The sequence below is a fragment of the Stenotrophomonas sp. GW821-FHT09E08 genome, assembly GCF_059416125.1.
Map to the genome: position 1 here is coordinate 245,845 of NZ_JBWKOO010000001.1, position 23,564 is coordinate 269,408.

Here is a 23,564-nt window from a genome sequence, read left to right on the forward strand (position 1 = left end):
CGTACACTGCCGCCCATGAACTATCGCCACGCCTTCCATGCCGGCAACCACGCCGATGTGCTCAAGCACATCGTGCAGCTGGCCCTGATCGACAGCTTCAAGCGCAAGGACAGCCCGTTCTTCGTGCTCGACACCCACGGCGGTGCCGGCCGTTACCTGCTGGCCAGCGAAGAGAGCCGCAAGACCCTGGAGGCCGAGTCCGGGATCATGCGGTTGATGGCCCAGCCCAAGCTGCCGGAGGTGGTCGAGCGCTACCTGAAGGCGGTACAGGCCGGCAATCCGGTCGGCGCGATGACCACCTATCCGGGCTCGCCGCTGCTGAGCGCGCAGGCGATGCGCGCACAGGACCGCATGGCGGTCTGTGAGCTGCAGGAAGCCGAAACGGCCACGCTGAAAGCGCTGTTCGCCCATGACAGCCGGGTCGGCGTGCATCCGGGCGACGGTTATGCGCTGCTGCGCTCGCTGTTGCCGCCGAAGTTCAACGGCAGCAAGATCGGCCGCGGCCTGGTGCTGATCGATCCGCCCTACGAGGCCCAGGATGCCGAATACCAGGCGGTCCTGGCCGCCCTGGCCGAGACCCTGGCGCGCTGGCCGCAGGCCACCTGTGCGGTCTGGTTCCCGATCAAGCAGCGCCGCACCATCCTGCATTTCCTGCGCAAGGCCAGCGCGCTGCCGGTGAAATCGGCGATGACGATCGAATTCCTGGTGCGCCCGGACGACTCACCGCTGCGCCTCAACGGCAGTGGCATGCTGCTGCTCAACCCACCCTGGCAGTTCGACCGGGTGGTCGGCCCGGCCCTGCCGGCCTTGCGCCAGCACCTGGGCGAGCCCGGCGCCAGCACCCGCCTGGATTGGCTCAAAGCACCCGAATAACGGCCTTCACGAGGCTGTACCGCCGTGAGCCTTTCGTTCACGGAATGCAGCCCCGGTGATGCCACAATCGATGGACCACCAAGGAATCACCCGGTATGGCCACTCGCAACCGCATGCCGCCCTGGCATGAGATCTTCAAGGCTCCCAGCGGCCACGAGCTGCTGATCCGCCCCATCCGCCCGGAAGATGGCGCGCCGCTGCAAGCAGCGTTCAGCCTGTTCGGGCCGGAAGAAATCCGTGATCGTTTCCTGCAGGCGGTGACCGAGCTCTCGCCGGAAACCACCCAGCGCCTGACCCACCCGAATCCGAAGACCGAGATCACCCTGGTCGCTGCCGAATCCCTGCCCGCCGGTGAGGCGGTAGTCGGCGCGGTCGCCCGGGCCTCGATCATCCCCGGCACCCGTGAAGCCGAGTATGCGATCCTGATCAGTCGCTTCCTGATCGGCCAGGGCCTGGGCCGGCAGCTGATGCGCAAGCTGGTGAAATGGGCCCGTGGCAAGTACCTGGACCGCCTGTACGGCGACGTTGCCGCCGAGAACGAGCCGATGAAGCAGCTGGCCGCCTCGCTGGGCTTCAAGCCGGTCCCGCACCCGACCGGCGCCGAGGGCCTGGTGCGGATGGTGCTGGAACTGGACAACTGAAGGATGCGCCGGGCGTGCCCGGCGATGCATTCCGGTAGTGCCGGCCGCTGGCCGGCATTGCGTTCCCCCAACGGCACATGAGGCTGCCGGCCATCGGCCGGCGCGACCCACCGGGCTTCGATCAGGCTTCTGCTAAAATCCGGGGTCCATGTCGCGTACCTCATACCCCGCCCCGCCGCTGCCACGCGCCGGCCAGCTCCGCGCCTGGTGGCGCGCCCCCGCCTCGCCGACCGCCCTGGCCTGGTATCTGGCCCAGGCCGCGCGTGCGCACGACGCCCCGCTGCTGGTGATCGCCCGTGACAACCACGGCGCCAACCAGCTGGAAGCCGACCTGCACACCCTGCTCGGCGGCGACCCTGCCCTGCCGGTGGTTGCCTTCCCGGACTGGGAAACCCTGCCCTACGACCGCTTCAGCCCGCATCCGGACATCATCTCGCAGCGCCTGTCCGCCCTGCACCGCCTGCCCGCGCTGAAGCGCGGCCTGGTGATCGTGCCGGTGCAGACCCTGCTGCAGCAGCTGGCCCCGCGCAGCTACGTGATCGGTGGCAGCTTCGACCTGAAGGTCGGCCAGCGCCTGGACCTGGAAGCCGAGAAGCGCCGCCTGGAAAGCGCCGGCTACCGCAACGTGCCGCAGGTGATGGATCCGGGTGACTTCGCCGTGCGCGGCGGCCTGCTCGACGTGTACCCGATGGGTGCCGACGAGCCGCTGCGCGTGGAGCTGCTGGACGAGGACATCGACTCGATCCGTGCCTTCGATCCGGAAAGCCAGCGCTCGCTGGACAGGGTCGAGGCGGTGCACATGCTGCCGGGCCGCGAAGTGCCGATGGACGAGGCCACCATCGCCCGCGTGCTGGCCACGCTGCGCGAGCGTTTCGATGTCGATACCCGGCGCAGTTCGCTGTATCAGGACCTGAAATCCGGGCTGGCCCCGGCCGGCGTCGAGTACTACCTGCCGCTGTTCTTCGAGCGCACCGCGACCCTGTTCGACTACCTGCCCGACGGCAGCCTGCCGGTGGTCTGCGCCGGGGCCGGCGAAGCTGCCGAGGTGTTCTGGGCGCAGACTGGCGAGCGCTACGAGCAGCGCCGCCACGATGTGGAACGGCCGCTGCTGCCGCCATCGGCGCTGTACCTGTCGCCGGAGCTGCTGCGCGAGCGACTGAACGACACTCCTCGCATCGAGGTATGGTCGGCTGACCACGCGCGCATCGCAGATGCCCATGCGCTGGGCGACCAGCCGCTGCCGCCGCTGCCGGTGGCCGCACGCGAAGCACCGGCCGGCGATGCGCTGAAGTCCTTCCTCGGCCACTACCCGGGCCGCGTGCTGATCGCCGCCGATTCACCCGGCCGCCGCGAGGCATTGCTGGAAGTGCTGCAGGCCGCCGAGCTGAAGCCACCGGTGGTGGCCGACCTGCCCAGCTTCCTTGCCGACGATGCGCGCTTCGCGATCGCGGTGGCGCCGCTGGAGGATGGCTTCGCGCTGGACGATCCGCGCATCGCGGTACTGACCGAGCGCCAGCTGTTCCCCGAGCGCGCCGGCAGCACCCGCCGCACGCGCCGTGCCGGCCGTGAGCCGGAAGCGATCATCCGCGACCTCGGCGAACTGACCGAGGGCGCGCCGATCGTGCACGAGGACCATGGCGTCGGCCGCTACCGCGGCCTGATTGCGATGGACGTCGGCGGCATGCCCGGCGAATTCCTGGAAATCGAATATGCCAAGGGCGACCGCCTGTATGTACCGGTCGCCCAGCTGCACCTGATCAGCCGCTACTCCGGCGCTTCCGCGGAAACCGCGCCGCTGCATTCGCTCGGTGGCGAGCAGTGGAGCAAGGCCAAGCGCAAGGCCGCCGAGAAAGTACGCGACGTTGCTGCCGAACTGCTGGAGATCCAGGCCCGGCGCCAGGCACGTGCCGGCCTCGCACTGCAGGTGGACCGCGCGATGTACGAGCCGTTCGCCGCCGGTTTCCCGTTCGAAGAAACCCCGGACCAGTTGGCTGCGATCGACGCCACCCTGCGCGACCTGTCCAGCAGCCAGCCGATGGACCGCGTGGTCTGCGGCGATGTCGGCTTCGGCAAGACCGAGGTCGCCGTGCGCGCCGCGTTCGCCGCCGCCAGTGCCGGCAAGCAGGTTGCCGTGCTGGTGCCGACCACGCTGCTGGCCGAGCAGCACTACCGCAATTTCCGCGACCGCTTCGCCGACTATCCGATGAAGGTCGAGGTGCTGTCGCGCTTCAAGAGCACCAAGGAAATCAAGGCCGAGCTGGAGAAGGTTGCCGCCGGCACCATCGACGTCATTGTCGGCACCCATCGCCTGCTGCAGCCGGACGTGAAGTTCAAGGACCTGGGCATGGTCATCGTCGACGAGGAGCAGCGTTTCGGCGTGCGCCAGAAGGAAGCCCTGAAGGCGCTACGTGCCAACGTGCACCTGCTGACCCTGACCGCTACGCCGATCCCGCGCACGCTCAACATGGCCATGGCCGGCCTGCGCGACCTGTCGATCATCGCCACGCCGCCGCCGAACCGGCTGGCGGTGCAGACCTTCATCACCCAGTGGGACAACGCGCTGCTGCGCGAAGCCTTCCAGCGCGAGCTGGCGCGTGGCGGCCAGCTGTACTTCCTGCACAACGACGTGGAAAGCATCGGCCGCATGCAGCGCGAGCTGTCCGAGCTGGTGCCGGAGGCGCGCATCGGCATTGCCCACGGACAGATGCCGGAGCGCGAACTGGAAAAGGTGATGCTGGATTTCCAGAAGCAGCGCTTCAACGTGCTGCTGTCGACCACGATCATCGAATCGGGCATCGACATCCCCAACGCCAACACCATCATCATCAACCGCGCCGACCGCTTCGGCCTGGCCCAGCTGCACCAGCTGCGCGGCCGCGTCGGTCGTTCGCACCACCGTGCCTACGCCTACCTGGTCGCCCCCGACCGTCGTTCGATCACCCCTGACGCGGAAAAGCGCCTGGAAGCGATCGCCTCGATGGACGAACTCGGCGCCGGCTTCACCCTGGCCACGCACGATCTGGAAATCCGCGGTGCCGGTGAACTGCTGGGCGAAGACCAGAGCGGGCAGATGGCCGAGGTCGGTTTCAGCCTCTACACCGAGCTGCTGGAACGCGCGGTACGCAGCATCAAGCAGGGCAAGCTGCCCGACCTGGATGCCGGCGAGGAAGTGCGCGGTGCCGAGGTCGAACTGCACGTGCCGGCACTGATTCCGGAAGACTACCTGCCGGACGTGCACACTCGCCTGACCCTGTACAAGCGCATCTCCAGCGCGCGCGACAGTGATGCGCTGCGCGAACTGCAGGTGGAGATGATCGACCGCTTCGGCCTGCTGCCGGATGCGGCCAAGCACCTGTTCGCCATTGCCGAGCTGAAGCTGAAAGCCAACACGCTGGGCATCCGCAAGCTGGATCTGGGCGAGAACGGTGGCCGCATCGTGTTCGAGTCCAAGCCGAACATCGATCCGATGGCGGTGATCCAGCTGATCCAGAAACAACCGAACCTCTACGCCATGGAAGGGCCTGACAAGCTGCGCATCAAGCACCCGCTGCCGTTGCCGGAAGACCGCTTCAATGCGGCCCGCGCCCTTCTGACCACCCTCGCCCCGGGTTGATCGCCCCCCGAACACCCCGCACCGGCCCCCACCCGGTGCGGGCGGATGACCATGTTCCCTGACGCCGTACCCGCCCCCGACCTGCTGCATGCGCAGGCCTGCCTGATCGATGCCCTCTCGATGTCGCTGCAGATGCGCGACGCCTACACCCGCCACCACTGCGACCGCGTCGGCCTGCTCGCACAGCGCCTGGCCGCACGCTGCGACCTCGACGACGATGCCTGCTCGCAGATCGGCCTGGCCGCGCGCTTCCATGACATAGGCAAGATCGGCATTCCCGACGATGTATTGCTGACACCGCGCCGGCACACCGACGAGGAACGCGCAATCATGCGTGAGCATCCGGTGCGCGGCGAACACATCTTCCTCGCCACCGGCCGTAGCGACGCGACACCGGTCGCACGCCTTATCCGCGCCCACCATGAAGCGTTCGATGGCAGCGGTTATCCCGACGGCCTACGTGGCGAGAGCATTCCGCTGGGCTCACGCATCGTCACCGTTGCTGATGCCTACGATGCCATGACCAGCGTACGCCCCTACCGCGCGGCGATGGAACGCGAGACTGCGTTGCGCATCATCGACGAGCAGTCCGGCGGACTGATCGATCCCTATGTTCTGCAGCGCTTCCATCGCATGCTGGCGCAGGAACCGGCGCTGGCCTGAGATCCGCCGGGCATGGCCCGGCGCTACCGATCAGACAAAAAAAAGGCCCGGCGTTCGCCGGGCCTTCTGCTTCACGCATCACCTGCGATCGGTTACCAGATCACCACGCGCTTGTCGTCGGCACGCACCATCGCGTCACCGGCCTTGCACTGGAACGCAGCGGCATACGACGGCATGTTCGACGGCGCGCCGTTGGCACGGAAGTTCGCCGGGGCATGCGGGTCGGTGTTCAGGCGCACACGCAGCTCACCATCGGTGAAGTTGCGGCGCCACACGGTGGCCCAGTTCATGAAGAAGCGCTGGTCCTGGCTGTGGCCGTCGACTTCCACGTTCGCCTTCGGGTCTTCCTTCAGCGCCATCTGCAGCGCGTCATACGCCACGGTCAGGCCACCGAGGTCACCGATGTTTTCGCCCAGGGTCAGCTTGCCCTTGACGAACACGCCCGGCACCGACTCGTAGCCATCGAACTGCGCGACCAGCTGGTCGGTACGCTCGGTGAAGGCCTTGCGGTCAGCGTCGGTCCACCAGTTGTCGAAGTTGCCGTTGGCGGCGAACTGGCTGCCCGAGTCATCGTAGCCGTGCATCATTTCGTGGCCGATGACCGCACCGATGCCGCCGTAGTTCAGCGCCGGATCGGCCTTGGCGTCGAAGAACGGTGCCTGCAGGATCGCCGCCGGGAACACGATCTCGTTCTTGGTGGCGTTGTAGTAGGCATTGACGGTCTGCGGGGTCATGCCCCACTCGGTCTTGTCCACCGGCTTGCCGATCTTGTCCAGCATGTAGCGGTAGTTGAACGCGCGCGCGGCCTGCATGTTGCCCAGGTAGCTGTCACCGTTGGTCTGCAGGCCCGTCCACTCGCGCCACTTGTCCGGGTAGCCGATCTTCGGGGTGAAGCTGGCCCACTTCTCCAGCGCCTTCTTCTTGGTCTCTTCGCCCATCCACGGCAGCTGCTCCAGGCGCGCCTTCAGCGCCACCGAGAGGTTCTCCACCAGGTGCTGCATGGCCACCTTGGACTCGGCCGGGAACACGGCGTCGACGTACAGCTGGCCCAGGGCTTCACCCATGCCGCCGTTGACCGACTCCAGTACGCGCTTCCAGCGCGGCTGCATTTCCTTCTGGCCACGCAGGGTGGTGCCATAGAAATCGAAGTTGGCCTTCTCGAACTGACTGCTCAGGTACGGCGAGGCGTCGTCGATGGTGTGGAAGCGCAGGTACGCCTGCCAGGTGCTGGCCGGCACGTCGGCGAGCATCTTGTCCATTTCACCGAAGAAGCCCGGCTGGGCCAGCGAGAACTTCTGCGCGGCCGGCACCTTCAGGGTGTCGAACAGCGCGGTCCAGCTGAAGTTCGGGGTCAGCTTGTCGGCATCGGCGGCGCTGAGCGGGTTGTAGCGCTTGGCCGGGTCACGCATTTCGATGCGCGACATCGAGGCCTTGGCCAGGCGCGTTTCAAAGGCCATCACGGCCTTGGCCTGCTCGGCAGCCTGCGCCGCGTCCACGCCGGACAGCGTCAGCACCTGCGCGATGTAGGCCACGTAGGCGTCTCGGATCTTGGCTTGCGCATCGTCGAAGTAGTAACCCTTCTCCGGCAGGCCCAGGCCGCCCTGGCCCACGTAGGCGATGACGTTGGCCGAATCCTTGTAATCGGCATTGGCGAACAGCGAGAACAGCACGCCCTTGCCCTCGGCCTGGCTGTCGCGCAGGTACTGGGTGATGGCGGCGGTGTCGTTCAGCGCTGTGATCTTGTCCAGCTGCGGCTGCAGCGGAGCGAGGCCGGCGGCTTCGATCTTGGCTTCATCGTTGCCGGTCTTCCAGATGTCACCGATCTTGGCTTCCACCGAGCCGGCCTTGGCCTGGCTGGCGGCGGCCTGCTGCACCAGTGCGTGCTGCACTTCCAGCGAGCGCTCGCGAAGGATCTCGAAGCTGCCCCAGGTGGTCTGGTCGCCCGGCACCGGGTTGGCCTTCAGCCACTTGCTGTTGACGAAGCCATTGAGGTCGGTACAGGCCGAAATGGCCGGATCGAGGTCGGCGCTGTTGAGGCTGATCAGCGCGGTCTTGATCTGCGACTGGTCGAAGGCCGGCTTGGCGTCGGCGTTGGCGGCCGGCGCGGTTTCATTCTTGCCACAGGCGGCCAGCGAGGCGGCGATGGCGATGGTCAGGCCCAACGGGGCCAGGTTGCGGAAGTTCATGAGGCTCTCCTGCTGGTAATTTCACAGGGTAGCCGGGCAGGCCCGCGGCGGGGACCGCCAAAGGTCACGAGCCCCGGCGCGGCTTCCGCCACATGCCGGTATGCTCTGGCCTCCGCGATCACTGGACCTCATGACCATGGACGAACCTGCACTGCTGCTGGCCGTCGACGCCTGTGAGTTTCTGTTCCTGACGGGCATTGGTGAGCCGGAAGCGAATCGTCTGCGCCTGGTCGTCGAAGAAGGCCAGGTGGTCGGAAAGCCCTCCCGCGTGGCGCTCGGTCATGGACGTTCAATCGATGGTGTGCGTGCGATAGATGTGGTGCCCCACTCGCAGCGGTTTGAACTGATCTGGGATCACTACATCAGCTACGCCGTGCACAACGAGTCCTACCAGAGCTGGGACGACTCCGAAGCCTGGAGCGGCAACCTGTTCCGCCGTTACAGCCGTTCGAAGTTCCTCGATTATCTGGAACGTGCCACCTTCGCTGATACCCGTTACCCGGGCCCATTCACGCATTATCAAGTGATATGCCAGGACCACGTCATCGACATTGCCGCGTTGCAGCCGCCGAAGGTGCGTCTGCTGGGTCCTTCGTAGCGGACAGAAGCAGCCACCCATGGGGAGGCTCTACTGGGTTGTGAGAGCGTCAGCCGAGCGTGGGCTCTGCTCTAAAAAAGGAAAGGCCGGCTTGCGCCGGCCTTCTGCTTCTTACTTCGCCTTGCCCTGGTTGGCCACGGCTTCAGCGGCCTTGCGGGCCGCTTCCGGGTCGCCCAGGTAGCGGAACGACTTCACCGTCAGGTCGTCGTTCAACTCGAACAGCAGCGGAATGCCGGTCGGGATGTTCAGCTCGAGGATTTCCTCGCGCGACACGTTGTTGAGGTACTTGTACAGCGCGCGCAGCGAATTGCCATGGGCGGTGACCAGCACGGTCTTGCCGTCCTTCAGCTGCGGCGCGATGGCGTCGTGCCAGTACGGCAGCACGCGGTCCAGCGTGGTCGCCAGCGATTCGGTGCCCGGCAGCGCGTTGCGATCCAGGCCGGCGTAGCGACGGTCATGGATCGGGTGGCCCGGATCTTCCAGGTCCATCGCCGGCGGCGGGATGTCGTACGAACGACGCCACAACTTGACCTGGTCCTCGCCATGCTTGGCAGCGGTCTCAGCCTTGTCCAGGCCCTGCAGGCCACCATAATGGCGCTCGTTGAGGCGCCAGGACTTGTTCACCGGCAGCCAGTCCTGCTCCAGCTCGGCCAGCGCACCCTGCAGGGTGTGGATGGCGCGCTTCAGCACGGAGGTGTGGGCGACGTCGAACTGCAGGCCTTCCTCGCGCATCAGGCGACCCGCGGCGGCCGCTTCCCGGCGCCCCTGCTCGGTCAGGTCGACATCGACCCAGCCGGTGAAGCGGTTGTCCAGGTTCCACTGGCTCTGGCCATGGCGCAACAGTACGAGTTTACGGGTCACTGCAGGGTCTCCAACGCGAGGAAAGGCAGGCCGCCATTGTAGCCCCGGGCGCCGCTCACCGGGCCGTGGCACCGCGCATGCGATGCTGTGACCAATGAATACGGTGATCGACCCCGGGCGCTGGGAAGGCAGCGTCGCCGCGGCACGCGCGCAGCAGCTCCAGCTGGCAGGCCGCGTGGAGCGCCAGGACCGCCTGCCACGCACGGTGCGCTGGCTGGCCGGGCTGGATGTCGGCTTTGAAGACGGTGGCGCCATCACCCGCGCCGCGGCGGTACTGCTGGACGCGGAGACGCTGCAGCCCGTGGCGCAGCAGATCGCGCGCGTCCCCACGGTGATGCCCTACATCCCCGGCCTGCTCAGCTTCCGCGAGTTGCCGGCGCTGCTGGCCGCGCTGGCGCTGCTGCCGCGCACGCCGGACCTGGTGTTCGTCGATGGCCATGGCATCAGCCACCCGCGCCGGCTGGGGGTGGCCGCTCACCTCGGTGTGGTCACCGACCTGCCAAGCATCGGCGTCGCCAAGTCGAAACTGGTGGGCCGCTTCGTCGAACCGGGCACAGACGCCGGCGCGCATACGCCGCTGCTGGACGGTAACGAGCAGCTCGGCTGGGTGCTGCGCAGCAAGGTGAAATGCAAGCCGCTGTTCGTGGCCGGTGGCCATCGGGTCAGCGCCGATACTGCGCTGGACTGGGTGCAGCGCACGCTGCGCGGTTACCGGCTGCCGGAGCCGACCCGGCTGGCGGATCGGCTGGCCTCGCGGCGGGGCGAATGACCGCACCGGGCATCATCCAGCGCGGTCGCCATCCTCGATCAGCGATGCACGTGGCCGCGGTGGCCCTGCGCGTCCTCGCCGTGGTCGTGGCCTTCATGGCCCTCATGCTCACCGCCCTTGGCCGGTCCCGGCTCACCACAGGCTTCGCCGCAGTGGTCGGCCTCGATCTGCAGCGTCACGTGCTCGATACCGAAGTCATCGTGCAGGCGGCCGCCCAGCTCTCGACGCAGTGAATCAGCGTCGGTGCCATCACGCATCACGATGTGCGCGGTCAGCGCCGGGGTGCTGGAGGCCAGCGCCCACACATGCAGGTCATGCACGTCCAGCACGGCGGCATGACCTGACAGGCTGTCGCGCACCTTGGCCACGTCCATGCCCTTGGGCACGCCTTCCAGCAGCACGTTGATCGCCTCGCGCATCAGCACATAGGTGCGTGGCAGCACCCACAGGCCGATCAGTACCGCCAGGATCGGGTCGATCGGCTTCCAGCCGGTCCACTTGATCAACAACGCGCCGGCAATCACCGCCACCGAGCCAAGCATGTCCGCCCACACTTCCAGGTAGGCGCCCTTCACGTTGAGGCTCTCGCCACTACCGGCCTGCAGCAGGCGCATCGAGATCAGATTGATGACCAGGCCCGCGGCGGCGATCACCAGCATGCCGGAGGAGGCAATCTCCTGCGGTTCGCGGAAGCGCCCGATCGCCTCCCACAGGATGTAACCAGCGACTACGAACAGCATCGCGCCGTTGATCATCGCGCCCAGCGCTTCCAGGCGTGCATAGCCGTAGGTGCGACGCGCATCCGGCGGGCGCCGGCTCAGCCTCACCGCAACCAGCGCGATCATCAGCGCCAAAGCGTCGGTGGCCATGTGCGCGGCGTCGGACAGCAGCGCCAGGCTGTTGGTCCAGAACGCACCCACCACTTCGACAACGAGGAAGGTGGAGGTCAGGCCGAGTGCCCACCACAAGGGTTTCTCGTGGCGGATCTCGGACGGCAGGTGATCGTGGTCGTGGCCCATGGCAACAGCTCCTTTGCGATGGGAGGCAGGCTACGCCGGAGGGCGTTGGGAAACTATCACGGTGTTTATAACATTGCAGGCCACCGATACCTTCGCCGGGCATGGCCCGGCGCTACCGGGGCGCGGATTGCTGGGCGATACCATCGTGCACGGCCCGGCGCTACCCCGTAGCGCGAGGCCATGCCTGACGAACGCAGCGGGCCGTTACCCGCGTGTGCTCAGAACCCGAATCGCAGGCTGGCCCAGTAGGCGCGGCCCGGTTCGTTGTAGGTGGCCGCGCCGGCATCGCTGCTGTTGGCCTCGCGGAACAGGCGCTTGTCGGCCAGGTTGTTGACGCCGAAGCCGAAGCTGACCGTCTCGGTCACCTTGTAGCGTGCGCTCACGCCCCAGATGTTGTACGCACCGCGATCCTGCAGTGCGATCGACGGATCGCAGGTGCCGGTGCAACGCGGATCATTGTTGATGTTGGTGGTAGCCGGCTTCTGCTTGCCATAGAACGTGCCGGTCAGCAGCAGCGACAGCTTGTCGGTGGCCTGCCAGTCCAGCATCGTGTTGATCGTGTACTTCGGAATCACCGACAGCGGCTGGCCGGTGCTCTTGTTCTCGTTCTCCACCATGTAGGTGAAGTTGTTGCTCCACTTCAGGCGGTTGCCCTGCTCGCCCAGCAGCGGAATCACCAGGTTGCCTTCCAGCCCCTGCACGATCGCCTTCGGTGCATTCTCCCAGCGGAAGATGCGGCCCTTTGTATCGGCAGTCAGCCCGATCTGGGTGTAGCCGGCCTGGATCTTGTCCTTGTAGTCGTTGTGGAAGTACGTCAAGGACGCCTGCCAGCCGCTCTGCGGTGCCCACTCGACGCCCAGTTCCTTGTTCAGGCTGGTTTCCGCCTTCAGGTCCGCATTGCCCCGCATGTAGCAGCCGGCACCCAGGCTCGGCAGTGCGTTCGGGCAGCCATTGCCACGGGTGTAGTACAGATAGTCCGGATTCGACTGGTACAGGTTCGGCGCCTTGAACGCGCGCGCGATGCCGCCCTTCACCACCCAGTCGCTGTTGATGCGGAACTGCGCATTGAGGCTGGGGCTGGTGTTGTTGCCGAACTGGCTGTGATGGTCGAAGCGCAGGCCCGGAGTGATGATCCAACGCTCGCCCAGGTAGATGTTGTCTTCCACGAATACGGCGGTGGTCTGCGCATCGGCCTTGCCGCGCGCACGGTCGGCCGACAGCCCCGGGAAGCCGCCGCCACTGCTGCTGGACTGGCTCATCGAATACGGGTCGGTCAGGCGGCTGTCGAGGTATTCAAAGCCCAGCGTCCAGATGTTCTCGGCACCACCCAGCGTGGTCGGGAAGCTCAGTTCGCCATCCAGCTGGTAGTTGCGCAGGCGCGAGGTCGACCAGTCGGTGCCGTTGAAGCTGCCTTCCGGGCCGCCGGCCAGGCCTTCATTGATGCGCGAGTTGTTCACCGCTTCCACTGCCGCCGTTACCCGCGAGGTCACGTCTCCCCAGCGGCCGCGATGGGTGATCGCGCCGGTATTGCGGTACATGCGGTTGGTCTCGGCCTGCTGCTCGGCCAAAGCCCCCAGATCGATCGGTGTCGAGGTGCCGGTGGTACTGACGGCGCGGTCGCCGGCATAGATGTTGCCCTGGCGGCTGGTGCCGGCTTCGAACTCGACCACCTGGTTGGCGGTTACGTCCCAGCGCAGCAGCGCGTTGACGTCGCGGTTCTTGACGCCCTCGCGGCCGGCTGGCGGCACTGCGTTGGGGTTGGTGGCGTACTGGCGGTTGAGGTCCAGTGAGTCGGCATCGGTCTTGTTGAGATTGCCGTACAAGCGGAACGACAGGGTGTCGGTCATCGGCCCACTCAGCTGCAGGCCGACGCGCTCGCTGCCGCCTTCGGCGCTGTGCTCGGGCACCAGGCCATACAGGTCGACCGCACCGGTCAGATCGCCGGTCGGGCGCTTGGTGATGATGTTGACCACGCCACCGGAAGCACCGGAGCCATAGCGCGCCGCTGCAGGGCCGCGCAGCACTTCGATGCGCTCGATCATTTCCGCCGGCACCCAGTTGGTATCACCGCGGGTATTGCGCTCACCGCTGCGGCCCATGCGCACAGCATCACGCGCGCCGATGCGCTTGCCGTCAACCAGGATCAGGGTGTTTTCCGGGCCCATGCCACGCAGATCGATCTGGCGGTTGTTGCCGTACTGGCCCGACGCGCTGTTGCCGGTCAGGTTGACACCTGGCATGGTCCGCAACAGTTCGGCGATGTCGTTGGCCGGCGGCCGCTTGGCGATGTCCTCGGCGGTGATGGTCGAGGTGCCCAGCGCCTGCCGTGCGATCTGCGAAGCGGTGACATGCACCGTGTCGATATCGGTGGCGTCGGTTTCAGCGTGGGCGGTCAGCGCGCTGCCGGCCAGCAGGGCGGCAACGGCGAGCGCCAGCGGGCGCGGCGAAGGGACAACGGCTCGGGACATGATCTGGACCTTCTGGCAGGGCAACGGGGCCTCTGGCAAAGGGCTTGAGGCAACGACGAGGGGGAGGCGGAGCGCCGCTGCAGGTAGCCACAGCCCGATCCGTGCGCGCATTCTCCCATCAATGCGAGTGATTCTCAAATGCGTTCACGCATTGCCGCAGCCGTGCCGATGTGCTTTGCGCACCGCGCAAGCCTGCATCGCGCTTAAACTGGTCGGCTAGCCCGCCATCAACCGCACGCCGCCACGGCCGATACCCGTGGTTTGCCGTACGCAATCAGAGATCGACGTGGAACCACCCCAGTTGGACGACGCCAGCCAGCCGCTGGCCGAGGCCTGGCAGCAGTGCCTGCTGCAGGCCGGCCCTGCCGCCACCGCGCTGCTGCATGCCGCGGCCGCCGATGCCCCACCGGCCCTGGCCCAACGCTTCTACGAAGTGCTGCTGCAGGACACCCGTGCGCGCCGTTTCCTTTCCCACGACCAGGTCAAGCAGCGCCTGCAGCCGGCCATGCAGCGCTGGCTGGCGCAGCTGCTGACCACCGATGCCAGCGGCATCGCCAACACGGTGGCCTCGCAACGGATCATCGGCGACGTGCACGCCCGCGTCGGCATTCCGGTCGACCTGGTCACCCGTGGCGCACGCGTGCTCAAACATGAACTGTTCGTGCGCCTGCGCGACGATGCGCCGGACAGCGACACTGCGTTCGCCGCCATCGACTGCCTCAGCGCGATCATGGATATCGCCATGGAAGGCATGACCCTGGCCTACACCCATGCCCGCGAACGCTCCACCCGCGCCGATGCTGCGTACCGGCTGTTCTCGCTGGTGCAGAACGTCAGCACCGAGCGCGAGCGCCAGCGCGCGCTGCTGCTGGACTGGGAAAACGCGCTGCTCTACGCCCTGGCCGGCCATGTGCAGGGCAGCGACGGCGCCAGCCTGGCCACTTCCGAATTTGGCCTGTGGTTCACCCACAAGGGCATTCCCAGCTTCGGCGAGAGCAGCGAGACACAGCAGGTCGACCAGCTGATGGCGCGTATCGACGGCTGCCTGCAGCGGGCCGCCGCCGATGATCCTGCGCAGCGGCTTACAGTGCTGCCAGCGATCCGCGAGGACCTGGCCGCGATCCGCACGTTGATGACCCTGCTGTTCGAGCGCATCGGCGAACTCGATGCCGGCAGCGACGCGCTGACCAACCTGCTCAACCGCCGCTTCCTGCCGACCGTGCTGCGCCGGGAAATCGAGCTGGCTACACGCAACCGTACGCCGTTCTCGCTGTTGCTGCTCGACCTGGATCATTTCAAGGCGATCAACGACGGCCACGGCCACGATGCGGGTGACCGCGCACTGCAGCATGTGGCTGGGGTGCTCGGCCAGCTCACCCGTGGCAGCGATTATCTGTTCCGCTACGGTGGCGAGGAATTCGTGGTGGTGCTGGTCGCCGCCAGCGAATCACAGGCGGCAGTGATTGCCGAAAGCCTGCGCCGGCAGATCGCACAATCGCCGGTACCGCTGGCCAACGGCCAGGTATTGAGCCTGACCGCCAGCATCGGTGTCGCCGGCCATGATGGTCATCCGGACTACGAGCGGCTGATGGCCCGTGCCGACGCGGCGATGTACGAGGCCAAACGCAGTGGCCGCAACCGAGTGGTGGTGGCCAGCGATGCACTGCAGGAAGCCCCCGGGCGGCGGGCATTGCAGCGGTAGCGGCAACCCCGGGCGCGCGCGTCGCTACATTGCGGTACGGCGCGGTATCCGCCACGCCGCCCACCACAGCAGCGCCAGCAACGCGATGCCGGCGCCCAGCAGGCATACCGCCGGCCAGCCATGGCGCGCCTGCATCCAGGGCCCGGCCGCTGCACCAGCACCACTGCCCAGCGCATAGAACAGCATGTACAGCGCCACCAGGCGCCCATGCTGTTCGCCCGGCGCGCGCAGCAACAGGGCCTGGTTCGATACATGCAGCGCCTGCCCGCCCAGATCGAGCACGACCACGCCCAGCAACAGCATGCCCACCGAATGCGGCAACCCCAGCAGCGGCCACCACGCGACCAGCATGAGCAGCAGCGCGCCGAGGCTGACCCGATGCGCGAATCCACGGTCCATCCAGTGCCCGACCCGCGCCGCAAGCAGCGCACCGATCACCCCAGCCAGGCCCAGCGCACCGATGGCGGCAGTCGACCAGTGCAGCGGTGGCGCCGACAACGGCAGTGGCGCTGCCGCCCAGAACACATTGAGGCCGGCAAACAGCAACAGTGCCAACGGACCGCGCTCACGCAGCGTCCGGTCATCGCGCAGCATGCCCAGCATCGACCCCATCAAGGCACGCCAGCCCGGCGGCACCACCGGTACCGGCACCGCCGGCAGACGCCGCCACAGCAGCACTGCCAACGCCGCCATCAGCGCCGCCGACAGCAGATAGACCGCGCGCCAGCCAACGGCGGCCGCCACCACGCCGGACACTACACGCGCCAGCAGCAGGCCAATGAACACACCGCCCTGCACCATGCCGACCACGCGCCCGCGCTGCTGAGCCGGTGCCAGCGATGCGGTGTAGGCGATCAACCCCTGGGTCAGCGCGGTGCCCAGCAGGCCGGCCAGAAGCATGCCCGACAACAGCCACACGGCCGTTCGCGCGGCCGCCAACCACAGCAATGCGACCACCAGCGCCATCAACTGCAGGCGTAGCAGGCGCCGGCGATCGCCCCTGTCGGCCAATGGCAGCAGGCCCAGCAAGGCCAGCACGCTGCCCGCCTGGGTCGCTGCCAGTACCGCCCCGGCCAGCGCGGGGTCCAGCGCAAAGGCCTGTGCCAGGCGTTCCAGCAATGGCTGTGCGTAATAGACGTTGGCAACGCTGGCACCTGCGGCAACCGCGAGCAGGACCAGCAGGGGGCGTGGGATGGGTGCTGCAGTCATGATGTAGTTGCAATTTGAAACTTGATGCAGGCTACTGCCATTGGTTTTAAACTGCAACCACATCAGAGAGGTCCACCATGCACGCCGACAGCCCCTGCCCCGTTGCCCGCAGCGCCGATCTGCTCGGTGACCGTTGGGCGCTGCTGGTCATCCGTGATGCCTTCGATGGCGTCACCCGCTTTGGCGATTTCCAGCGCAGCCTCGGTGCGGCCCGTAATATCCTCAGCGACCGCCTGCGCCGGCTGGTCGAAGCAGGCATCCTGCGGCTGCAGCCCGCCTCCGACGGCTCGGCATATCAGGAATACGTGCTCACCGCCGCTGGCCTGGAACTGTTCCCGCTGCTGGTCGCCCTGCGCCAGTGGGGCGAGCGCCACCGCTTCGGCGCCGGTGAAGCGCACTCCCAGCTGATCGAGTCGAGCACACGGCGACCGCTGCCCTACATGCAGCCACGCGGTCGCGATGGCGAACCGCTGCCAGCGTCTGCAACCCGTGTGCGCAAGCTCAAGGACGGGAGCGGCAGCAGCTGACCCGCCCGTTCGCGCACACCGCCGCCCGGCCACGCCGGTTAGGATCAGGCCTTTCCGCTGCCGGATGCTGCCGATGTCGCGCTATCGCCCTTCCCTGTTGACCGCCCTGCTGCTGCCGGTGCTGGCCTGCGCCGCAGCAACCACGCAGGCACGCGAGGTCGCGGCCCCCGCCGCCCATGTGGACGCCGATGGCCCCTATGTGTTCCGCCAGGGCGAGCAACTGCTGGCCAAGTGGATCTGCGCCGACAAGGTCGAGTCGCGCACACTTGCCATGGGCACTGCAGGCACCGATATCGCAGCGCGCTGTGGCTACGGGCACACCGTGCATGTGGCGGTACCGAACGCGCCTTCGGCCTCCGTGCTTCCGGCTGCGCCGCGCATCGTCGCGCTGTCCGACATCCATGGCCAGTACGGGCTGCTGGTGCGCCTGCTGCGCGCCAACCAGGTCATCGATGCGCAGGACCGTTGGGCACTGGGCAAGGACACGCTGGTGGTCGCCGGCGATGTGTTCGACCGCGGCCCGCAGGTAACCGAGGCGTTCTGGCTGCTGTACGGCCTGCAGCAGCAGGCGGCCGCCGCCGGCGGCGCGGTGCATTTCGTGCTGGGCAACCACGAAACCATGGTGCTGTACGACGACCTCCGCTACGTCAATCCGAAGTACCTGCGCAGCGCGCAGCTGCTCGGCCGCAGCTACCCGCAGCTGTACGGTGCCGATTCGGTGATCGGGCAGTGGCTGCGCACCCGCCCGGTACTGCTGAAGATCGGCGACACTCTGTTCCTGCATGGCGGCATCTCGCCCGAGGCGGTGGAGCTGGCGCTGGAACCGGCTCGCACCAATGCGGCCTACCAGGCGTCGCTGGGCCTGCCCAAGGCCGAAGTGAAGGCCGACCCGGCCACCGCGCCGCTGTATGACGGCAAGACCAGCCCGATCTGGTACCGCGGCTACTTCGATGGCCGCCTCGATACGCAGGGCGTACAGGCGGTGCTGGATCGCCTGCAACTCAAGCGCATCGTGGTCGGCCACACCTCGATGCCGCACGTCAGCAGTTTCCATGGCGACCGCGTGATCGCCATCGACAGCAGCATCAAGAACGGTGAAAACGGCGAACTGCTGTTCATCGAGAACGGCACGCTCAGCCGGGGCCTGCTGGATGGCTCGCGGGTGCCGCTGGCGCAGGGCGAGCCCGGCCTGCAGGACTGAATGGAAGGACAGCGCGGCGGCGCCTGCAAGCGCCAGCGCGCTCCCCCTTCACCCGGTTTGCGGCTACCCTCGGCAGCCGAGAGGCCCACCGCGATCATCCGGCCGGCCTGACTGCTACTGGAGCCCACGCGCATGCGCGTTCTGATTGCTGAAGACGACCCGGACATCGCCTCCGGCCTGTGCGCCTCGTTGCGCCGGCAGGGCCATGTGGTCGACCACGTCGACAACGGCGCGCACGCCGATGCCGCGCTGGGCTCGACCCAGTACGCGCTGCTGGTGCTGGACCTGGGCCTGCCGCAGCTGGACGGCCGTGACGTGCTGCAGCGCCTGCGCCAGCGCGGTGATGGCCTGGCAGTGCTGGTGGTGACCGCCCGTGACGGCCTGGCCGAACGCGTGCGGGTGCTCGACCTTGGCGCCGATGACTACCTGGTCAAGCCGTTCGCGCTGGACGAATTCGAGGCGCGCGTGCGTGCGCAGCTGCGCCGGGTCACCAGCAATGGCAACCCGGACCTGCGAATCGGCCGCCTGCGGCTGGATCTGGCCGGACACCGCGTGTGGATCGACGAGCAGTCGCTGGAGCTGACCGCACGCGAATTCGGCCTGCTGTCCGCACTGGCGGTGCGTGCCGAACGCATCGTCTCGCGCGCACAGCTGGTCGAAGCGCTGTGCGACTGGGGCCAGGACCTGACCGACAACGGCCTGGACATCGCCCTGCATCGCCTGCGCCGCAAGCTGCAACCCGGCGGCATCGGCATCCGCACCGTACGCGGGCTGGGCTACATGCTGGAAGACGCGCAGGACGACAGCACGCCGTGATCAGTGGCCCGCCCAGCCTGCGCCGGCGCCTGCTCGCCTTCCTGGCGCTGCCGATGCTGGGCCTGTTGATCTTCAACACGGTCCTTGCCTATTACGTTGCGCTGGACTATTCCAATCGCATCCACGACCGCAACCTGATCGACGACACGCATTCGTTCGCACAGATGCTGAGCACCATGCCGGTGACCAGCGACCTGTCTCCGCAGGCGCGCTTCCTGATCGAGTACGACCCCGACGGCCATCGCTACTTCAACGTCGACAGCAGCCGCATGGGTACGCTCAGCGGCAATGCGGACTTCAGCCCGTACGCTCCTTCGCAGGACTGCACCGGTGTGCATCCTGCGCTCTACGACGGTACCCTCAACGGCCAGCAGGTGCGCATGGCCACCGTCTGCACGCAGGCGATGAACGACCCGCAGGACCAGCTGGCGGTGACCGTGGCCGAGAGCATGGCCGACCGCCGGCAGCGTGCGCGCGAGATCCTGATGATCATCATCCCGCTGATGACCATGCTGGCGCTGGGTACCGCGGCGCTGGTCTGGTTCGGCGTGACCTATGGCCTGCGCATCCTGACCCCGTTGACCACCCGCCTGGCACAGCGCCGTGGCGAGCTGGCGCCGATCTCCGATGCCGACGTGCCGGAAGAAATCCAACCGCTGATCAGCACCATCGATGGCCTGTTCGCCCGCCAGGCGGAGATGATCACGCTGCAGAACCGCTTCATCGCCGATGCCGCGCATCAGCTGCGCTCGCCCTTGGCCGGCATGGCCCTGCACGTGGACCAGGCGCTGGCACATGGCGACCCGGACACCGTGCGCGAGGCGCTGCAGCACATCCGCCGGCTCAACCAGCGCACCGCGCGGGTCAGCACCCAGCTGCTGGCGCTGAGCCGCGCGCAGACCGTGCCGGAAACCGTCGAAGCGCTGGCTCTTGGCACCCTGCTGCCGCAATGGGTGGGCACCCGCGTGCCGGAAGCGATCCGCGATGGCATCGACCTCGGCTACCGCGGCAGCAGCCAGCCGCTGCGTGTGCTCGGCAACGGCGCCCTGCTGCAGGATGCGCTGGACAACCTGATCGACAATGCCCTGCGCTATGCAGGCCGCGGCGCCACCGTCACGGTCGGCGTGCAGGCGCTGGACGACAATGATGTGGAGCTGTACGTGGAGGACAACGGCCCCGGCGTGCCCGAGGACGTGATGCCACGGCTGGGCGAGCGTTTCTTCCGCGCCCCGGGCACCACGTCCAGCGGCACCGGCCTGGGCCTGGCCATCGCCCACGAGGCCGTGGAGCACTTCGGTGGACGCCTGGGCTTCCTCAACCGTGCCGGCGGCGGACTGAAGGTCACCATCACGCTGCCGCTGCTGAAGGCCCCCTGACCCGGTCCGGGGCGCTGAAAGGCTGGTGAAAATCGCGCTTGCGATCCTGACCATCCCCACTGCCGCCCCGGAGCCGCCAGGTGACCGAAACGCACGACTTCTTCCTCCCCGGTGGCCCGCAGGGCGTGCTGCTGGTTCACGGCCTGACCGGCACGCCAGCGGAAATGCGCATGCTGGGCAAGGGCCTGAACAATGCCGGTTTCACCGTGCACGGCGTGCAGCTGCCCGGCCATTGCGGCAGCGTCGACGACCTGCTGGCGACCACCTGGGAACAGTGGTACCAGGGCGTGGAAGATGCGGCAGCGACCCTGCGCGGCAAGGTTGACCAGCTGTTCGTCGGCGGCCTGTCGATGGGCGCGGTACTGTCGCTGGCATTAGCTGCGCGCCGCCCGGAATGGGTTTCCGGCGTGGGCGTATACGGCGCCACGTTCCGCTACGACGGTTGGAACATTCCGGCCGTGGCCCGCTTCTCGTTCCTGCTGCCGTGGTTCAAGCGCTTCAACATCGGCCGCGATCGCATGTTCATGGAAGAGCCGCCCTACGGCCTGCGTGACGAGCGCCTGCGCGCGCAGGTCAGCGCAGCCATGCTGTCCGGCGACAGCGCCGCCGCCGGCCTGCCTGGCAACCCCTGGCATGCCCTGGCCGAAATGCGCGCCCTTAGCAACTGGACCCGCCGCCACCTGCACCAGGTCACCGCTCCCTGTCTGGTGATGCACGCCCGCGAGGACGACGTGGCCAGCATGAGCAACGCCGAGCTGGTGATGGCGCGGGTCAGCGGCCCGAAGGAACTGGTGGTGCTGGAAGACAGCTACCACATGATCACCATCGATCGCGAACGGCGCGACGTGATCCGTCGCAGCGCGCGCTTCTTCAGCGAGATCGGTGAACGCAGCGGCGTCCTCAAGGCGGTGGCCTGAAATGGGGTCACTCGCCACGCTGTTGTGGCTGGTCAACGTGGTGCTCGATACCGGTGGCCAGCTTGCGTTCAAGGCCGCCGCCAGCGACCCGAATGAAGCAGAGGGCTTGCAGCGCTGGAAGCACATGCTGAGCCGGCCCTGGTTGTGGTTGGGAATCGCCTGCTATGTACTCGAATTCGTCGCCTGGATCGCGTTCCTGTCACTGGTGCCGTTGTCCAAGGGCGTGCTGCTCGGCTCGATCAACATCGTCGCGCTGATGATCGCCGGCCGTATCCTGTTCCGCGAGAAACTGACACCGCTGCGGGTGACCGGCATGCTGCTGGTCACCGCCGGCGTGGCGGTGGTGGGGGCCGGCTCGTGAGGCGCCTGTATGTGATCGGTTTCCCGCTGCTGATGGCCTTCGATACGCTGGCCCAGCTGTGCTTCAAGTACGCCGGCGATGCCGCGCTGCCGGTCGAAGCCAATACCGCCTGGCTGTTGCGCGTGCTGTCGCAGCCTTGGGTGTACGGCGCGATCCTCGGCTACGTGGGCGCGTTCTTCACCTGGATGAGCCTGCTGCGCCACGCGCCGATCGGACCTGCCTTCGCGGCCTCGCACCTGGAGGTGATCAGCGTGCTGCTGCTGTCGGCGTGGCTGTTGAATGAACCACTGACGCTGCATCATCTGCTCGGTGCGGTACTGATCGTGGCCGGCATCGTCTGCCTCGGCCGTGCCGAGGCGGACGACCCGCACAGCCCTGCCGAAGCCACGACGTGAGCGCGTTGCGATGAGCCTGTTCGCGCGCGAACTGCCGCCGACTGCTGGCCTGCCAATGCAGGCCAGCGACTTCCTTCCCGGCGGTGGCGACCTGCGCGAGATCCTGGCCAGCCAACTGGGTACCCCTCCGCTGCAGCTGACCTGCTCCGGTACCCACGCGCTGCTGATCGCGCTGCGTACGCTGCGCAGGCGCGCGCCCAGACGCGATACCGTGATCATGCCGGCCTATACCTGCCCACTGGTACCGATCGCGGTGCACAGCCTGGGCCTGCGTGTACAGCTGTGCGACACCCGTCGCGGTCATTTCGACTTCGATCCGGGCCAGCTCAAGCGGCTGGCCGATGCGCGCACGCTTGCGATCCTGCCTACCCACCTGGGAGGACGCATTGCCGACGTGGATCTGGCCAATGAAGTGGCGCGCGCAGCAGGCGCCTGGGTGATCGAAGATGCCGCACAGGCGCTGGGTGCACGGGTCGGCAACAGCAGTGTCGGCCTGCGTGGCGATATCGGATTCTTCAGCCTCGCCGCTGGCAAGGGCCTGAGCCTGCATGAAGGCGGCCTGCTGGTCAGTCGTGACGATGCGTTGCGCGCGGCGCTGGCCGAGCACGCCGCCGAGCAGACGCGTTTCAACCTTCGGTGGGAGCTGCTGCGCAGCGTTCAGCTGTTCGGCCTGGCCACCTGCTACCGCCCGTCGTTGCTGTCGCTGGTGTATGGCAATCCGCTACGCCGTGCGCTGCAGCGTGGCGATCCCGAAGAAGCGGTGGGTGACATCTTCGCGCTGGATATCCCGCAGCACCGGGTCAGCCGATGGCGGCAGAACATCGGAGCCAATGCCGCGCGGCGCCTGCCTGCCTTCCTGCAGGCCGGACGCCTGCGCGCCCTGCAACTGCGGGTGCAGTTGGCGCAACTGCCGGCGGTGGAAGTGGTCGATGGACTGGCCGGTACCGGCGGCACCTGGCCGATGCTGATGCTGCTGCTGCCCAGCCAGCAGGCCCGCGATGGCGTGCTGAAAGAGCTGTGGCCGCGCGGGCTCGGAGTCAGCCGCATGTTCATCCATGCCCTGCCCGACTACACCTACCTGCGCGGCATCGTGCCGGGTGACCCGATGCCCAACGCGCGCGACTTCGCCGCACGCATGCTGACGCTCGGCAACAGCGCTTGGCAGACCCGTAAAGACACCGCCGAAATCCTGCAGGCACTCGCCCGGGCCTGACCTTCAGGCGCAGGCATGACCTGCGCCACACGCATTCATCCCTGCACCTTCCTGAACGCTTTCCCCGACCGGAAATGCGGGCTTTCAACAGGAAAGGAACGAGAAAGGCTGCCTGCCTACATTGAGCCTGCCCCGGCATCGCGCCGGACGTTTCTT

20 protein-coding genes are annotated in these 23,564 nt (G+C 67.2%); 15 read left to right on the plus strand and 5 right to left on the minus strand.

What is annotated here, in order from left to right; genetic code table 11:
- Nucleotides 1-15 precede the first annotated feature (15 nt).
- The 4 genes from AC07M7_RS01160 (at nucleotide 16) to AC07M7_RS01175 (ending at nucleotide 5,790) form a co-directional block, all read left to right on the plus strand.
- Entirely contained in the window at nucleotides 16-873 is an 858-nt protein-coding gene (locus AC07M7_RS01160; RefSeq protein ID WP_046987671.1) for a 23S rRNA (adenine(2030)-N(6))-methyltransferase RlmJ, read from the plus strand.
- A 95-nt stretch (nucleotides 874-968) separates the two neighbouring features.
- A complete protein-coding gene (locus AC07M7_RS01165; protein ID WP_046987672.1) occupies nucleotides 969-1,514 on the plus strand; it encodes a GNAT family N-acetyltransferase in 546 nt (181 codons plus the stop codon).
- A gap of 148 nt (nucleotides 1,515-1,662) precedes the next feature.
- Nucleotides 1,663-5,127: a transcription-repair coupling factor gene (gene mfd / locus AC07M7_RS01170; protein ID WP_495206560.1), complete on the plus strand. Its 3,465-nt coding sequence runs from the start codon at nucleotides 1,663-1,665 to the stop codon at nucleotides 5,125-5,127.
- Between the two features lie 45 nt (nucleotides 5,128-5,172).
- Nucleotides 5,173-5,790, plus strand: a complete 618-nt coding sequence (locus AC07M7_RS01175; RefSeq protein WP_495206561.1) for an HD-GYP domain-containing protein — start codon at nucleotides 5,173-5,175, stop codon at nucleotides 5,788-5,790.
- A gap of 92 nt (nucleotides 5,791-5,882) precedes the next feature.
- On the opposite strand, the gene AC07M7_RS01180 is transcribed toward AC07M7_RS01175, so the two are convergent.
- Nucleotides 5,883-7,976, minus strand: a complete 2,094-nt coding sequence (locus AC07M7_RS01180; RefSeq protein WP_495206562.1) for a M13 family metallopeptidase — start codon at nucleotides 7,974-7,976, stop codon at nucleotides 5,883-5,885.
- Nucleotides 7,977-8,112: 136 nt separating this feature from the next.
- On the opposite strand from AC07M7_RS01180, the gene AC07M7_RS01185 reads away from it, so the two are divergent.
- Nucleotides 8,113-8,574: a hypothetical protein gene (locus AC07M7_RS01185; RefSeq protein ID WP_495206563.1), complete on the plus strand. Its 462-nt coding sequence runs from the start codon at nucleotides 8,113-8,115 to the stop codon at nucleotides 8,572-8,574.
- Nucleotides 8,575-8,685: 111 nt separating this feature from the next.
- On the opposite strand, the gene gpmA is transcribed toward AC07M7_RS01185, so the two are convergent.
- On the minus strand, nucleotides 8,686-9,435 hold the full coding sequence (gpmA, locus tag AC07M7_RS01190; RefSeq protein WP_495206564.1) for a 2,3-diphosphoglycerate-dependent phosphoglycerate mutase: 750 nt from the start codon (nucleotides 9,433-9,435) through the stop codon (nucleotides 8,686-8,688).
- 94 nt (nucleotides 9,436-9,529) lie between these two features.
- Here gpmA and nfi point away from each other — a divergent pair, with 94 nt between their 5' ends.
- Nucleotides 9,530-10,204: a deoxyribonuclease V gene (gene nfi, locus AC07M7_RS01195; protein WP_495206565.1), complete on the plus strand. Its 675-nt coding sequence runs from the start codon at nucleotides 9,530-9,532 to the stop codon at nucleotides 10,202-10,204.
- A gap of 38 nt (nucleotides 10,205-10,242) precedes the next feature.
- Here nfi and AC07M7_RS01200 read toward each other — a convergent pair whose 3' ends face one another.
- A complete protein-coding gene (locus tag AC07M7_RS01200) occupies nucleotides 10,243-11,223 on the minus strand; it encodes a cation diffusion facilitator family transporter (RefSeq protein ID WP_495206566.1) in 981 nt (326 codons plus the stop codon).
- A 218-nt stretch (nucleotides 11,224-11,441) separates the two neighbouring features.
- Nucleotides 11,442-13,691 (minus strand): TonB-dependent siderophore receptor, encoded by a 2,250-nt coding sequence (locus AC07M7_RS01205; RefSeq protein WP_495206567.1) that lies wholly within the window; start codon nucleotides 13,689-13,691, stop codon nucleotides 11,442-11,444.
- Nucleotides 13,692-13,977: 286 nt separating this feature from the next.
- On the opposite strand from AC07M7_RS01205, the gene AC07M7_RS01210 reads away from it, so the two are divergent.
- Nucleotides 13,978-15,393, plus strand: coding sequence for a GGDEF domain-containing protein (locus AC07M7_RS01210; RefSeq protein WP_253077679.1), 1,416 nt, complete (start codon nucleotides 13,978-13,980; stop codon nucleotides 15,391-15,393).
- A gap of 24 nt (nucleotides 15,394-15,417) precedes the next feature.
- Here AC07M7_RS01210 and AC07M7_RS01215 read toward each other — a convergent pair whose 3' ends face one another.
- On the minus strand, nucleotides 15,418-16,602 hold the full coding sequence (locus tag AC07M7_RS01215; RefSeq protein WP_136638301.1) for an MFS transporter: 1,185 nt from the start codon (nucleotides 16,600-16,602) through the stop codon (nucleotides 15,418-15,420).
- A gap of 77 nt (nucleotides 16,603-16,679) precedes the next feature.
- Between AC07M7_RS01215 and AC07M7_RS01220 the strand changes: the two genes are divergently transcribed.
- The 8 genes from AC07M7_RS01220 (at nucleotide 16,680) to AC07M7_RS01255 (ending at nucleotide 23,408) form a co-directional block, all read left to right on the plus strand.
- Nucleotides 16,680-17,129 (plus strand): winged helix-turn-helix transcriptional regulator, encoded by a 450-nt coding sequence (locus AC07M7_RS01220; protein ID WP_136638302.1) that lies wholly within the window; start codon nucleotides 16,680-16,682, stop codon nucleotides 17,127-17,129.
- A 73-nt stretch (nucleotides 17,130-17,202) separates the two neighbouring features.
- Nucleotides 17,203-18,330 carry a metallophosphoesterase gene (locus AC07M7_RS01225; RefSeq protein WP_495206568.1) on the plus strand — a complete coding sequence of 376 codons (1,128 nt, stop codon included), beginning with the start codon at nucleotides 17,203-17,205 and terminating at the stop codon, nucleotides 18,328-18,330.
- 132 nt (nucleotides 18,331-18,462) lie between these two features.
- Nucleotides 18,463-19,146: a response regulator gene (locus AC07M7_RS01230; RefSeq protein ID WP_004150098.1), complete on the plus strand. Its 684-nt coding sequence runs from the start codon at nucleotides 18,463-18,465 to the stop codon at nucleotides 19,144-19,146.
- The gene (locus AC07M7_RS01235; protein ID WP_428709212.1) at nucleotides 19,143-20,522 is read left to right on the plus strand and encodes a sensor histidine kinase; all 1,380 of its coding nucleotides are present in this window, start codon (nucleotides 19,143-19,145) and stop codon (nucleotides 20,520-20,522) included. The genes AC07M7_RS01230 and AC07M7_RS01235 overlap by 4 nt, the downstream gene beginning before the upstream one ends.
- An 80-nt stretch (nucleotides 20,523-20,602) precedes the next feature.
- Nucleotides 20,603-21,439, plus strand: a complete 837-nt coding sequence (locus AC07M7_RS01240) for an alpha/beta hydrolase (RefSeq protein WP_046983242.1) — start codon at nucleotides 20,603-20,605, stop codon at nucleotides 21,437-21,439.
- 1 nt (nucleotide 21,440) lies between these two features.
- Nucleotides 21,441-21,800 carry an EamA family transporter gene (locus AC07M7_RS01245; RefSeq protein ID WP_012510464.1) on the plus strand — a complete coding sequence of 120 codons (360 nt, stop codon included), beginning with the start codon at nucleotides 21,441-21,443 and terminating at the stop codon, nucleotides 21,798-21,800.
- Entirely contained in the window at nucleotides 21,797-22,195 is a 399-nt protein-coding gene (locus AC07M7_RS01250) for a DMT family transporter (protein WP_041864489.1), read from the plus strand. The genes AC07M7_RS01245 and AC07M7_RS01250 overlap by 4 nt, the downstream gene beginning before the upstream one ends.
- A 10-nt stretch (nucleotides 22,196-22,205) precedes the next feature.
- Nucleotides 22,206-23,408, plus strand: coding sequence for a DegT/DnrJ/EryC1/StrS family aminotransferase (locus AC07M7_RS01255; RefSeq protein ID WP_495206569.1), 1,203 nt, complete (start codon nucleotides 22,206-22,208; stop codon nucleotides 23,406-23,408).
- Nucleotides 23,409-23,564: the final 156 nt, after the last annotated feature.

Coding starts and splice junctions, on each gene's coding strand:
- AC07M7_RS01160 (WP_046987671.1), top strand. CDS start 16: ATGAACTATCGCCACGCCTTCCATGCCGGCAACCACGCCGATGTGCTC.
- AC07M7_RS01165 (WP_046987672.1), top strand. CDS start 969: ATGGCCACTCGCAACCGCATGCCGCCCTGGCATGAGATCTTCAAGGCT.
- mfd (WP_495206560.1), top strand. CDS start 1,663: ATGTCGCGTACCTCATACCCCGCCCCGCCGCTGCCACGCGCCGGCCAG.
- AC07M7_RS01175 (WP_495206561.1), top strand. CDS start 5,173: ATGACCATGTTCCCTGACGCCGTACCCGCCCCCGACCTGCTGCATGCG.
- AC07M7_RS01180 (WP_495206562.1), bottom strand. CDS start 7,976: ATGAACTTCCGCAACCTGGCCCCGTTGGGCCTGACCATCGCCATCGCC.
- AC07M7_RS01185 (WP_495206563.1), top strand. CDS start 8,113: ATGGACGAACCTGCACTGCTGCTGGCCGTCGACGCCTGTGAGTTTCTG.
- nfi (WP_495206565.1), top strand. CDS start 9,530: ATGAATACGGTGATCGACCCCGGGCGCTGGGAAGGCAGCGTCGCCGCG.
- AC07M7_RS01200 (WP_495206566.1), bottom strand. CDS start 11,223: ATGGGCCACGACCACGATCACCTGCCGTCCGAGATCCGCCACGAGAAA.
- AC07M7_RS01205 (WP_495206567.1), bottom strand. CDS start 13,691: ATGTCCCGAGCCGTTGTCCCTTCGCCGCGCCCGCTGGCGCTCGCCGTT.
- AC07M7_RS01215 (WP_136638301.1), bottom strand. CDS start 16,602: ATGACTGCAGCACCCATCCCACGCCCCCTGCTGGTCCTGCTCGCGGTT.
- AC07M7_RS01220 (WP_136638302.1), top strand. CDS start 16,680: ATGCACGCCGACAGCCCCTGCCCCGTTGCCCGCAGCGCCGATCTGCTC.
- AC07M7_RS01225 (WP_495206568.1), top strand. CDS start 17,203: ATGTCGCGCTATCGCCCTTCCCTGTTGACCGCCCTGCTGCTGCCGGTG.
- AC07M7_RS01230 (WP_004150098.1), top strand. CDS start 18,463: ATGCGCGTTCTGATTGCTGAAGACGACCCGGACATCGCCTCCGGCCTG.
- AC07M7_RS01245 (WP_012510464.1), top strand. CDS start 21,441: ATGGGGTCACTCGCCACGCTGTTGTGGCTGGTCAACGTGGTGCTCGAT.
- AC07M7_RS01255 (WP_495206569.1), top strand. CDS start 22,206: ATGAGCCTGTTCGCGCGCGAACTGCCGCCGACTGCTGGCCTGCCAATG.